The organism is Pseudarthrobacter sp. MEB009 (genome assembly GCF_030208875.1).
Classification (GTDB): Bacteria; Actinomycetota; Actinomycetes; order Actinomycetales; family Micrococcaceae; genus Arthrobacter.
The window spans coordinates 138168-150808 of record NZ_JARVTC010000014.1; the positions used below are offsets into that span (position 1 = coordinate 138168).

Annotated in this window: 12 protein-coding genes; 2 read left to right on the top strand and 10 right to left on the bottom strand. The window is 65.2% G+C overall.

Annotation, left to right across the window (positions count from 1 at the left end; genetic code table 11):
• Positions 1-14: 14 nt before the first annotated feature.
• The 6 genes from QRN07_RS14965 to QRN07_RS14990 form a co-directional block, all read right to left on the bottom strand.
• A complete protein-coding gene (locus QRN07_RS14965) occupies positions 15-932 on the bottom strand; it encodes a sugar phosphate isomerase/epimerase family protein (protein WP_050683956.1) in 918 nt (305 codons plus the stop codon).
• A 40-nt stretch (positions 933-972) separates the two neighbouring features.
• Positions 973-2487, bottom strand: a complete 1515-nt coding sequence (locus QRN07_RS14970; RefSeq protein WP_050683957.1) for a CoA-acylating methylmalonate-semialdehyde dehydrogenase — start codon at positions 2485-2487, stop codon at positions 973-975.
• Positions 2488-2542: 55 nt separating this feature from the next.
• The gene (iolD, locus tag QRN07_RS14975; RefSeq protein ID WP_285241466.1) at positions 2543-4471 is read right to left on the bottom strand and encodes a 3D-(3,5/4)-trihydroxycyclohexane-1,2-dione acylhydrolase (decyclizing); all 1929 of its coding nucleotides are present in this window, start codon (positions 4469-4471) and stop codon (positions 2543-2545) included.
• 48 nt (positions 4472-4519) lie between these two features.
• Entirely contained in the window at positions 4520-5470 is a 951-nt protein-coding gene (locus tag QRN07_RS14980; protein WP_285241443.1) for a Cgl0159 family (beta/alpha)8-fold protein, read from the bottom strand.
• Entirely contained in the window at positions 5467-6471 is a 1005-nt protein-coding gene (gene iolC / locus QRN07_RS14985; protein ID WP_285241444.1) for a 5-dehydro-2-deoxygluconokinase, read from the bottom strand. The genes QRN07_RS14980 and iolC overlap by 4 nt, the downstream gene beginning before the upstream one ends.
• Before the next feature lie 190 nt (positions 6472-6661).
• Complete coding sequence (locus QRN07_RS14990; RefSeq protein ID WP_050683961.1) at positions 6662-7066, bottom strand: tautomerase family protein; 405 nt, start codon at positions 7064-7066, stop codon at positions 6662-6664.
• Positions 7067-7255: 189 nt separating this feature from the next.
• Here QRN07_RS14990 and QRN07_RS14995 point away from each other — a divergent pair, with 189 nt between their 5' ends.
• Both QRN07_RS14995 and QRN07_RS15000 read left to right on the top strand, forming a co-directional pair.
• Complete coding sequence (locus QRN07_RS14995; RefSeq protein WP_082178144.1) at positions 7256-7579, top strand: ArsR/SmtB family transcription factor; 324 nt, start codon at positions 7256-7258, stop codon at positions 7577-7579.
• Complete coding sequence (locus QRN07_RS15000) at positions 7576-8058, top strand: SRPBCC family protein (protein ID WP_285241445.1); 483 nt, start codon at positions 7576-7578, stop codon at positions 8056-8058. Before QRN07_RS14995 ends, QRN07_RS15000 begins: the two co-directional genes overlap by 4 nt.
• Positions 8059-8206: 148 nt before the next feature.
• On the opposite strand, the gene sucD is transcribed toward QRN07_RS15000, so the two are convergent.
• The 4 genes from sucD to QRN07_RS15020 all read right to left on the bottom strand — a co-directional run bounded on the left by sucD (position 8207) and on the right by QRN07_RS15020 (position 12558).
• Entirely contained in the window at positions 8207-9109 is a 903-nt protein-coding gene (gene sucD / locus QRN07_RS15005; RefSeq protein WP_050683964.1) for a succinate--CoA ligase subunit alpha, read from the bottom strand.
• A gap of 11 nt (positions 9110-9120) precedes the next feature.
• Positions 9121-10290, bottom strand: a complete 1170-nt coding sequence (sucC, locus tag QRN07_RS15010; protein ID WP_285241446.1) for an ADP-forming succinate--CoA ligase subunit beta — start codon at positions 10288-10290, stop codon at positions 9121-9123.
• Between the two features lie 233 nt (positions 10291-10523).
• Positions 10524-11219, bottom strand: coding sequence for a hypothetical protein (locus QRN07_RS15015; protein WP_050683987.1), 696 nt, complete (start codon positions 11217-11219; stop codon positions 10524-10526).
• A 49-nt stretch (positions 11220-11268) separates the two neighbouring features.
• Positions 11269-12558: a glycosyltransferase gene (locus QRN07_RS15020; protein WP_285241447.1), complete on the bottom strand. Its 1290-nt coding sequence runs from the start codon at positions 12556-12558 to the stop codon at positions 11269-11271.
• Positions 12559-12641 lie beyond the last annotated feature (83 nt).

Here is a 12641-nt window from a genome sequence, read left to right on the forward strand (position 1 = left end):
GAGTAAGTAGGGGTTCAGTTCACGACGGTGCGGGAACCGCACGAGAGCAGGTAGTTGCGGGTGCGCTTGGCGATGGGCATCGGCACATCGAAGGCCACGGGGTACATGTCCTGTTCCACGATCCCGAAAATGGGGCGGTTCAGGGCTTCCACGGCTTCGATGACGGCGCGCAGGTCCGGCAGCCCGTTGGGCGGCTCGGTCATCACTCCGGCCAGGTTGGCGGCTGCCCACGTCATGTTCTCGTCGTTGACCTTTTTGAGGATCTCCGGGTTGATCTGCTTAAGGTGCAGGTAGCCGATCCGGTCCGGGAAGTTCTTGATCAGTTCAAGGCTGGAGGCACCGCAGTATTCCGCGTGGCCGGTATCCAGGCACAGGTTCAAATACTTGGCGTCCGTGGCGGCGAGCAGGTGTTCGATGTCTGCCTGCGCGCCCACGTGGGAGTCGGCGTGCGAGTGGAACTGCTGGTTCAGGCCGAAGTCCTCCAGCAGGGTCTTACCCAGCCGGTTGTGCCCGGCGAACAAGTCGGCCCAGGCCTTTTCGGTGAGTTCGCCGCTTTCCACGGCTTCGCCGGTGACGTCGTCGCGCCACATGGCCGGGATGACCACGATGTGCTCGCCACCCATTGCAGCGGTCAGTTCCGCCACCTTGCGGGCCGGCTCCCAGGCGGTTTCCCACTGGTCAAGGCCGCGGTGGAAGGCGGTGAAAACGGTACCGGCGGTGACCTTCAGGTCGCGCTGCTTCAGCTCCTCCGCCAGGCGGGTGGGGTCGTTGGGCAGGTAGCCGTAGGGGCCCAGTTCGATCCACTTGTAGCCGGACTCGGCTACTTCGTCCAGGAAACGTTCCCAGGGGGTCTGCTGCGGGTCATCCGCGAACCAGACACCCCAGGAGTCCGGCGCGGTGCCGATGATCAGTTTGTTCTCTACGTCGGTCATGACAGCGGTGTCTTTCTCTGGTGGGACGTGCGCCGGGGCGTCAGTTGGAGGGGAAGTTGTAGGAGGCGCCGGAGGCGGTTTTGGGTTCCGGCCAGCGGGAGGTGACGACTTTTCCGCGGGTGTAGAAGGAGACGCCTTCTGGACCGTAGATGTGCTTGTCGCCGAAGAGCGAGGCTTTCCAGCCGCCGAAGGAGTGGTACGCCACCGGGACGGGCAGGGGCACGTTGATGCCGATCATGCCGACGGTCACGGAGCGCTGGAAGGTGCGGGCGTGGGCGCCGGAGGAGGTGAAAATCGCGGTGCCGTTGCCATAGGGGTTGGCGTTGATGAGGTTGATGCCGGCGGTGAGGTCCGGGACGCGGACCACCACGAGGACGGGTCCGAAGATTTCCTCGTTGTAGGCGGTCATTTCGGTGTTGACGTGGTCGATCACGGTAGGGCCGACCCAGAAGCCTTCTTCGTGGCCGGGGACAACGAGGTCGCGGCCATCCACCACCATGGCGGCGCCGGCGGTTTCGGCTTCGGTGACGATCCGGATGATGCGTTCCCGGGAGGCGGGGGTGATGACCGGGCCCATTTCGGCGTCGGGTGCGGTGCCGTTGTTGACCTTGACGGCTTCGGCGCGTTCCTGGACCTTGCTGACCAGTGCGTCGGCGGCGTCGCCAACGGCGACGGCCACGGAGATCGCCATGCAGCGTTCCCCGGCGGAACCGAAGGCAGCGGCAGCGAGGTGGTCGGCGGCGTTGTCAAGGTCGGCGTCGGGCATGATGATGGCGTGGTTCTTCGCCCCGCCGAGGGCCTGGACGCGCTTGCCGTGCCTGGTCGCTGTTTCGTGGACGTACTGGGCGATCGGGGTGGAGCCGACGAAGGAGATGCCGTCCACGTCGGGGTGGGTCAGGAGGCCGTCGACGGTTTCCTTGTCGCCGTGCAGGACCTGGAAGACCCCGTCGGGAAGGCCGGCGTCCTTCCAGAGTTTCGCGAGGAGCATCGAGGCGGAGGGGTCACGTTCGGAGGGCTTAAGGATAAAGGCGTTACCGGTGGCAATGGCCATGGGTGCCATCCAGAGCGGAACCATCACGGGGAAGTTGAACGGGGTGATCCCGGCGACCACGCCGAGGGGTTCGCGGAAAGAGAAGACGTCGATGCCGGTGGAGACCTGGTCGGAATAGTCGCCCTTGAGCAGGGTGGGGATCCCGCAGGCGAACTCGATGACTTCCAGGCCGCGGCCGATCTCGCCTTTGGCGTCGGAAAGGACCTTGCCGTGTTCGGCCGTGATCAGTTCGGCGAGTTCGTCCACGTGCGCGGCGACGAGCTCACGGAACTTGAAGAGCACGGCGGTGCGCTTGGCCAGGGAGATGTCGCCCCAGCTGTCCGCGGCCTTGCGGGCGGCGGCGACGGTGGTGTCCAGGTCGGCACGGTTGGCCAGGCGGAGTTCGCCGGACACGGCACCGGTGGCCGGGTTGTAGACCGGCTGGGTGCGGGTGCCAACGCCGGCGGTCTGGGCGCCGTTGATGAAGTGGTTGATGGTGGTGGTCTGCGTGGAGGTGAGCGTCATGGGACTCTTCCTTGAGTGGTGGGAGGTTCGTATGCTGAAGTGCTGCCGGCCGGGTTCAGCCGAGGAATGTGCGTTGCCGGCTCTTGTGCTCGACGTAGGTCTGGAAGGCCGCTTTGGTGGAGTCCAGTTCGGAGACCTGGGATACGGGAACGTCCCACCAGGACTCGGAGGATGGGGCGTCCAGGAGCGGATCGGACTCAACGTGGATCAGGATGGGTCCGCCGCGTTCGGGGGCGGCCTTGGCGTCCCCGATGGCTTGTTCGAGCTGGGCAATGACCTTTTCGCCCGGCTCGATCCGGATGACCTTCACGCCCAGGGATTCGGCGTTCAAGGCAAGGTCAACAGGCAGGATCTCGCCGTCGTCGAACGAATGCTGCTCATTGTCCAGGACCCGGTACTGGGTCCCGAAGCGCTGGGACCCCAGGGACTCGGACAGGGAACCGATGGAGGCGTAGCCGTGGTTCTGGATCAGGACCACAATCAGCTTGATCCGTTCGGCGACGGCGGTGACGAGTTCGGTGTGCATCATCAGGTAGGAGCCGTCGCCCACCATGACCACCACGTCGCGGTCCGCGCCGCCGGCCGCGGCTTCGGCCAGGGCGGCACGCTTCACGCCCAGGCCGCCGGGGATTTCGTAGCCCATGCAGGAGTACGCGTATTCCACGTGGTAGCCGAACGGGTCACGGACCCGCCACATCTTGTGCAGGTCCCCCGGCAGTGACCCGGCAGCGCAGATCACCACATCCTGGGGGTCCATCGCCTTGTTGGTGGCGCCGATGATGGCGTTCTGGCTGACCAGCGGCGCGTAGTCCTGGGCGAACGCTTCGTCCACGGTGGCGTCCCAGCGTTTCTTCTCCGCTGCGACCTGCGCTTCCAGGTCGGCGCCCACGCGGTAGCCGCCCAGGGCTGCGTTGAGTTTGACCAGTGCCTTGCGGGCATCCGCGACGATCGGCAGGGACGTGCCGTGCTTGTACGCATCGATGGCTGCCACGTTGATGTTGATGAACCTGACGTCCGGGTTCGCGAAGGCTGTCCGGGATGCAGTGGTGAAGTCCTCGTAGCGGGTTCCGATCCCGATGATCAGGTCGGCTTCGGCAGCGATGGCGTTTGCCGCCGTCGTACCGGTTGAGCCGATGGCGCCAAGGGAGAACTTGTGGTCCCATGGCAGGACGCCGACCCCGGCCTGCGTGTTGCCCACCGGGATGCCGGTCAGTTCGGCGAACTTCGCGAGTTCCTCGTTGGCGTAGGCGTACAGGACGCCGCCGCCGGCGATGATCAGCGGGCGCTTGGCCGCGCGGATGGCCGCCACGGCGCGGCGGATGTCGTCGTCGTCTGCTTCGGGGCGGCGGATCCGCCATTCGCGTTCGGCCAGGAACTCCTCCGGGACGTCGAAGGCCTCGGCCTGGACATCCTGCGGCAGGGAGATGGTGACGGCGCCGGTTTCGGCGGGGTCGGTCAGGACGCGCAGGCCGTGGTGGAACGCGGAGAACAACTGCTCCGGGCGGGTCACCCGGTCGAAGAACTTGGACAGCGGCCGGAAGGCGTCGTTGACGGTGAGGTCATACGCGTAGGGCTGTTCGAGCTGCTGCAGGACCGGGTCGGCGGCGCGCGTGGCGAAGGTGTCGGACGGCAGCAGCAGGACCGGGAGCCGGTTGGTGGTGGCCAGGGCGGCGCCGGTCAGCAGGTTCGAGGAGCCGGGGCCGATCGAGGTGCTGATGGCGAACGTCTGCCGGCGCCGGGTGTGCCGGGCGTAGCCCACTGCCTGGTGGACCTGGGCTTGCTCGTTGCGGCCCTGGTAGTAGGGCATGATGGCCGGGTCAAGGTGCTGGTACTGCTTGAGCGCCTGCCCAACACCGGCCACGTTGCCGTGCCCGAAAATGCCGAACGTTCCGGGTATCAGGCGTTCGCGGTAGTCCACGCCGTTGATGGAATCGACGGTGTACTGCTTGGACAGGTATTCGACGACGGCCTGCGCCACCGTCATCCGGCGGGACCCTGTTGTCCCGGTTCCTGTGATGGTTGCCATGAAGGCCTACTCCGATGCTTCGGCGGTGTGGACTGATGTGGTGTGGTGCAGGAGGGAAGCGGCGGCCGCAACGGCGCCTGCCACATCGCCGTCCTGCGGGTAGAGCAAGGTGCGGCCCACTGTCAGGCCCTGTACGCCGGGCAACGCCAGCGCTGCCTGCCAGGTGGCAAACACCTCGTCCTGGGTCCCGGCAGGGTCCCCGCCCAGCAGGACGGTGGGCAACGTGGTGGCCGCCATCACGCGTTCCATGTCGGCCACAACGGGCAGCTTCATCCAGGTGTAGGCGCTGGTGGAGCCCAGGCCCTGCGCGATGCCAACGGATTTGACCACGGCGTCGGCAGACAGGTCGTTGCGGACCCGGCCCTGCCCGTCGCGGACCGACAGAAACGGTTCCACCATGGCGATGAGTCTGCGTTCGGCCAGGGAGTCGATGGCCTTGGCCGTGGCCTCGAGGGTAACCACCGTGTCCGGGTCGCCCAGGCAGATGCGGGTCAGCATCTTCCCGCCATCAGCACCCAGAGCCGCCAGCGCCGCAGCGGTGTGGCCGGTGAAACGGTCATCCAGCTCATTGACCAGCCCGGACAGGCCGCCCCGGTTCATGGAACCGAAAACGAGTTTGCCCTCCAGTGCGCCCAGGAGCAGCAGGTCATCCATGATATCCGGGGACGCCAGCACCCCGTCAACGGCCGGGTTGGCCAAGGCAATCTGGAGCCGGTCCAGCAGCTGCCGGCGGTCAGCCATGGCCACCGGGTCCGGACCGACGGCCAGGGCCCCGCGGGCCGGATGGTCAGCTGCCACGATGAAGTTCTGCCGGCCGTATTTCAGGCCGGGATGGCGGCGCCGGGACTTGGCGGCCCGGGCTACACCGTCCGGGTCTTCCAGCCGGAGGGTGCTCAGGTGCGCGTAGCGGCGGGGATCGTCATCGACGGCGGTGGTGGTGACGGACGTGACGGTCACAGCGTTGCTCCTTCAGTGGAGAACTGGCCGGGGACCAGGCGTCCGCGTTCGGCCAGCAGCGAGGTGACCTCGTCCGGCGTCGGCATGGCATCGGCGCAGGACAGCCGCGAGGCGACGATGGCCCCGGCAGCGTTGGCGTAATCCAGGACTTCAGCCAGTGGCCACCCGGAGAGCAGGCCGTGGCAGAAGGCACCGCCAAACGAGTCGCCGGCACCGAGCCCGTTTACGGTCTGCACGGGAACCGGGGCGGAGACAACACGCTCCGTGCGGGTCTTTGCCATCACGCCCTCCGGGCCAAGCTTGACCACGGCGATTTCGACGCCGGCGGCGAGCAGCCGGTCGGCCTGCTCATCCGGGGTGCCCTCGCCCACGGCGACAGCGCATTCCTTGTCGTTGCCGATCGCCACGGTGGCGTGCGGCAGGATCTTTGCGACCTCCGAGCGGGCCTCTTCTTCAGATGCCCAGAACATGGGCCGGTAGTCGAGGTCCAGGATGGTGAACTGGCCCTCCTTCAGGCCTGTGCGGGGGCGGGCTTCGTGGGCGGCGGCGTGGGCGTTGCGGCTGGGCTCCTGGCACAGGCCGGTCACCGTGGACCAGAAGATCCCGGCATCGCGGATGGCGTCAAGGTCGAGCCCGGAGGCTTCGATCTGGAGGTCCGGCGCGGTGGGGAACCGGCCGTAGAAGTACAGTGGGAACTCGTCGGTGGCCGGCTTGATCGCGCAGAACGTCACGGCCGTGGGAAGATCCGGTACCGGGGAGACAAAGGCGTCGTCCACATTGAACTTATGCAGCTCACGGTGCAGGAAGTTACCGAACGCGTCATCGCCCGTCCTGGTGATCACCCCGGCCTTCCGGCCATGCCGCGCAGCAGCAACTGCCACATTCGACGGCGATCCACCAAGGTACTTCCCGAAGGACGTAACGTCCTCCAGGTCCACCCCGATATCGTTCGGGTAGATATCAACGCTGATGCGCCCGATCGTAAGAAGCTCATGGGTCACGGTAATCGTGGACCTTTCTGGTGTGAAACTCTGGACCTCTGAAACTGCAGGAGCTCCGGAACTGGCAGGCCGTGGCGGGGGCCACACGCACTACTTTGCCTTAGATCGAATGTCCTGTCAAAGGTTTGTACTGACATGCTTACAACAAACATTTCGGCGGCCGGAAAAGTCCACCGGAACCGCCGGCGCGCTACTTTGCCGGGACCGCCAATTCGCCGGTGACATACTGCGCGCGACCGAATCCAAACGACCAGTCGCCGGCCGTATTTTCCACATAGCCGATAAAAACGTCCTCACCGGCGACGCCCACCGTGGCGAGTTTTCCGGCCACTGCAGCGAACAGCCGCTGCTTGGCCTCCTGCGAACGGCCGCCCTGCGTGAAGATCTGGATCATCACCACTCCCCCGGTCCGCTCGAAGCCCAGGCCGGCATCCTGGGCAACGATCTGGCCTGCAGGATGCTCGGTCAGGATATGGAAATAGTCCCGCTCCGGAATGCCGTACTCGCCAAGGATGGCGTCGTGGATCCCGCGGCTGAGCCGCTGCAGATCCTGGCGGCTGCGTCCTTCATTAACATCAATGCGTACCAGTGGCACTTTTTCTCCTTCAGCAAAGTTTGTACTGACATACTAACAAACTTGCCATGATTGCCACAAGGCTCGAAACCCTTGCGATGGTTCACCGCCGGGCGTACTCTTAATCAATCAAATAGTTGATAAACAAACCAGTTGATTAGAAAGCAGGTTCCAGTGGACGCCAGGGACGAAGCTCTCGACTCGGCCTTTATGGCCCTTGCGGATCCCGTCCGGCGCGGCATCATCGCCCGGCTGAGCCGGGGGGCGGCCACAGTGAACGAACTCGCGGAACCGTTCGACATTTCCAAGCAGGCAGTTTCGCGGCACATCCAGGTGCTTGAGCAGGCGCAGCTTGTCACCCGCAGCAGGGACGCCCAACGGCGGCCCGTCCACCTGAATCCCGCACGGCTCGAGGCGCTTACCGCGTGGATCGACCAGTACAGGCTGGTCCGCGAAGCGCAATTCCGCAGCCTGGACGCCGTACTCCAAACCAACGCCGCCAGCCGCGGCACCCAGGAGAAGGAACCATCATGAGCAATCCACTCAACCTCACCATCCCCGAAGGCCTGCCCTTCATCGACTCCGAGCGGGAGTTTGATTTCCCCGTCGCCGACGTCTTCCGGGCGCACAAGGAGCCGGACCTGATTGCCCAGTGGCTCGGGCCGCGCGGGCTCAAGATGAAAATCGACCACTACGATTTCCGCACCGGCGGCAGCTACAGCTACCTGCACACAGGGCCCGACGGCATAGCGTACCAGTTCAGCGGCGTTTTCCATACCGTCAGGGAAAATGAGTTCGCCATCCAAACGTTTGAATTCGGCGGCTACCCTGACGTGGTCAGCATCGAGTTCATGACGTTTGAGGACCTCGGGAACGGCCGTACCCGACTGAGGTGCCATTCGGTTTATCCGTCCCTCGAGGCTCGCGACGGCATGGCGCAGTCCGGCATGGAGGGCGGCATGACGGAAGGCTACGAACGCCTGGACGAGCTGCTCAGCGGCGCAAAAGTCTAGGCGCCAGCGGCACGGAGACCAGCGTGCGACGGCGGTCCGGTCACCTCCGCTGGGAAGGTGACCGGACCGCCGTCGTACTTAAACAAAAACGCGGGGCCACCTGCCGTCCAAGAGGACGGCAGGTGGCCCCGCGCGTGGTGCTGTGAACCTAGAGGGCTGCGAAGACTTCGCGCAGCAGCGTGGCGGTCTCGGACGGCGTCTTGCCAACCTTCACACCGGCAGCCTCGAGGGCTTCCTTCTTGGCCTGGGCGGTGCCGGCCGAGCCGGAGACGATGGCGCCTGCGTGGCCCATGGTCTTGCCTTCGGGAGCGGTGAACCCGGCCACGTAGCCCACAACGGGCTTGGTGACGTGGGCCTTGATGTAATCGGCTGCGCGCTCTTCGGCGTCGCCGCCGATTTCACCGATCATCACGATGGCCTTGGTCTCGGGGTCGGCTTCGAACGCGGCCAGGGCGTCGATGTGCGTGGTGCCGATGACGGGGTCGCCGCCGATGCCGATGGCGGTGGAGAAGCCCAGGTCGCGCAGTTCGTACATCATCTGGTAGGTCAACGTACCGGACTTGGATACCAGGCCGATGGGGCCCTTGCCCGTGATGTTTGCCGGGGTGATGCCCACGAGGGCTTCGCCGGGGGTGATGATGCCGGGGCAGTTAGGTCCGATGATGCGGGTGACCTGGTTGCCTTCTGCGTCCACCTTGGACTGGGCCAGGGCCCAGAACTCTGCGGAGTCCTGGACGGGAACACCCTCGGTGATGACCACTACGAGGCCGATGCCGGCTTCGATGGCTTCAACAACGGCGTCCTTGGTGAATGCCGGCGGAACGAAGACGATGGAGACGTCTGCGCCAGTTTCGGCGATGGCTTCCTTGACGGTGCCGAAGACGGTGATTTCCTTCTCGCCGTGCAGGACCGTGGTGCCGGCCTTGCGGGCGTTGACGCCGCCAACAATGTTGGTGCCGGCCTTGAGCATCAGGGCGGTGTGCTTGGTGCCTTCGCCGCCGGTGATGCCCTGGACGATGACCTTGGAGTCTTTATTGAGGTAGATAGACATTGTCGCGTCCCTTACTTCGCTGCGTTGGCGAGTTCGGCGGCCTTGTCGGCGCCCTCGTCCATGGTGGCGGCCAGGGTTACCAGCGGGTGGTTGGCCTCGGTGAGGATGCGGCGGCCTTCTTCGACGTTGTTGCCGTCGAGGCGGACCACCAGCGGCTTGTTGGCGGAGGCGCCCAGTTCGGCCAGCGCGCCGACGATGCCCTTGGCAACGGCGTCACATGCGGTGATGCCACCGAAGACGTTCACAAAGACGGCCTTGACCTGCTCGTCGCCCAGGATGACGTCCAGGCCTGCGGCCATGACCTCGGCGGAAGCTCCACCGCCGATGTCCAGGAAGTTGGCGGGCTTGACGTTGCCGTGGCTTTCGCCGGCGTAGGCCACCACGTCGAGGGTGGACATGACCAGGCCTGCGCCGTTGCCGATGATGCCCACTTCGCCGTCCAGCTTGACGTAGTTGAGGTCCTGGGCCTTGGCCTTGGCCTCGAGGGGATCCGCTGCGTCCTTGTCTTCAAGGGCGGCGTGCTTGGGGTGGCGGAAGTCGGCGTTCTCGTCCAGCGAGACCTTGCCGTCCAGTGCCACGATGTCGCCGGCGCCGGTGCGGACCAGCGGGTTGACCTCCACCAGGGTGGCGTCTTCCTTCTTGAAGACATCCCAGAGCTTGAGGATGACCGCGGCGACCTTGCCGCGCAGTTCCTCTGAGAAGCCTGCAGCGGCGACGATTTCGTCGGCCTTGGCCTGGTCGATGCCCACAGCGGGATCGACCGCGATCCTGGCCAGCGCGTCAGGGCGTTCGACGGCGAGCTGTTCGATTTCCATGCCGCCTTCAACCGAGCACATGGCCAGGTAGTTGCGGTTGGCACGGTCCAGGAGGACGGAGAAGTAGAATTCCTCGGCAATGTCGGCACCCTGGGCAATCATCACCTTGTTGACGGTGTGGCCCTTGATGTCCATGCCCAGGATGTTGGTGGAGTGCTCAAACGCCTCATCGGCGGTCTTGGCAACCTTCACGCCGCCGGCCTTACCGCGGCCACCGGCCTTGACCTGTGCTTTGACAACAGTCACGCCGCCGATTTTCTCGGCAGCTGCTTTTGCTTCTTCTGGGGTGTACGCCACGATGCCGGCAAGCACGGGTACACCGTGCGCCTCGAACATATCGCGCGCCTGGTATTCAAACAGGTCCACGGTTTAGTGTCCTTCTACGTCGAAGTAGTTTCTGTACAGTCGGGCACCATCACAGATGATGACCGGGCTGCGGAATGCACGCACCGGCGGCCTGTTGGAAACAAGCCACGCGGCGTAATGCTCCATGGGGAACTCTAGTCCTTTGATGGGACCGGGCCGTTCCAGACTACCCCTTATGTGAGGAAGCACACTATTCTATGGGACGTAGAAAAACCGCGTGAATACGCGGAATTTCAGGGCTTGGCGGGCGCCGGAGAGGGGGTACCGGCGGGAGCCTGGATCAACTCGTATTTCCCGGGCGAAACGAAGAATCCGACGCCTGCCGAAACGTTTCCGCACGCCACCCCGCCGTTGTAGGCGGAGCAGCGCAGCCCGTTCCGTTCCAGGTTTTGGCCGTCCGCCAGGACGGGCAGTTCGGCCATCACGCCGGCCTTGGAACCGCGGGGTCCGTAGGCAGCCTCCAGCTGTGTGACGCCGGAGCGGCATTCACCGTAGCCCGCCTTGTCAGGGGACAGCAGCGCGACCCCACCCAGGTACCCCAGGCCCGTACCGGCGCAGTCGTCCTTGACGTCCTCCGGCAGGGGCACCGGATAGGTGGCCAGTTCGCAATGGGCCACGGGGACGATGGCGAGTTTGTTGTTGGCGGCGTCGCTGTAGTTGTTCTGCTCGTAGGGCAGGTCGAGGTGCTCGCCCCGGGCTGAGGTGAGGGCGCAGGCCACTGTCCGGTCAGCGGTGCTGAAGGTCAGGGCGTCCTGCCCGGATCCGAACGGTTCCGGGTCAGTCAGTGGCGCCTGTTCCAGCTGCGCCAGGGGCGCCAGCGGAGCGGGCGGGGCGTAGCCGGGATCCTCGGTGGTGATCGAGCACGCCGAAACCCCCAGCAGCACCAGTGCGGCCAGGAACCCCAAGACAGTCCGTCGCATGGCCTCCATTATGCCCGGCGCGGCGGCCAGGGGATGCCCGTCGGCCCGGGACAATCGCTCAGGTAGCCGCTTGCGGAACGGCACTTTCCACAACGTCCGCAGCCACATCCGCTGGATCTGCCGCGGCGGGTTGCTCCTGCACTGACAGGGCCCGCTGCCGCCAGCCCGGGTCGCCGAGGATCCGGGTGACTGCTGCGGCAATGGCTGCAGGTGCGGGCCGTTCCGTGCGGAGGTTGATGCCAACCCGCGCATATTCCACCCGGGCGTTGACATCGCTTTTGCCTTCATTGATGCCGGCCACCACCAAGGGCACGCCTTTGGACAGGCTCAGCTGGACGCCGCCGAATCCGCCGTTGGAGACGAAGACGTCAGTGAATTCGAGGACGCGCGGGAAATCGACGTAGTGGCGGATCACCACGTTGGGCTGCGGGTAGCGTGCCTGGAGGGCTTCGGTTCCGCGTCCGCCGGTGGCAACAATCACCAGCATGCCAAGGTCTTTGAGGGCTTCGAGGGCCGGCACCATAAGCTTGTCCGGGTCCACATTGTCCACGGTCCCCTGCGTGACCAGCACTGTTGCGGCGTACCCGGTGGGCCAGTCTTCTTCCCCCGCACCGGGCTGCGGGGCCCGGTACGGCAGCAGCGAGCCAACGTACCTGACCTTCGGGTTCGCGCGCCGGCGGGGAAAGTCAAAGGACTCCGTACCGGTCTGGATGATTGCGGCCGAACAGCGGTACGGTTCATCGGTCAGCCGTCCCTCCCGGGGTACCGGCTGGCCATAGGCGGCGTGTTGCCGGCGATAGCTCTGGTTGGCCGGCCGCAGGATGACGTTGTCGGACAACAGGCCTGCGGCGGCCTGCACCACCCGTTCGACGGGATTGCTTGGCGGCCGGAAGCCGAAAAAGAGCGGGGGTACCAACGGATCGCTCTCCAGGTTGGGAACCGCCACAAAATTGATCACCGGGGTGCCCAGCAGATGGGAAAGCAGGCGGTGGACGAACATGGTGGCATCCACCACAGCCACGTCGAAGGGAAAGTCCGCGCGAATCCCGCTGATGTCCTCGAAGAAATTGGTGATGTTGCTGGCGAAGACCTTCTCCCCGTCGAAGCCGATTGCCCGCGGGCCTTTCAGCCTGGCGCGCTCCGGGTAAAGCTCCGTAAGGTTATCGGCCCGGTGTTCGATGGCCAGTGTGAACGGGAGCAGGGGGATGCCCAGGTCGCGCAGCTTCGCTGTGAAGACGGGACCGGTGTACCAGCGAACGTCGTGCCCGCGCTCCTTGAGGCGCATTGCCAGGCCCGTCATGGGGTGGAAATGGCCGTCAATCGCCTGGCTGGCAAAAAGGACTTTCATCGTCCCGCTCCGTTGTGAGCCGAAATCCTGCGCCGAAGTGCTGTGGCGGCGCAGGTTCCTGAAGAATAGCGCTGCCTCCGCGG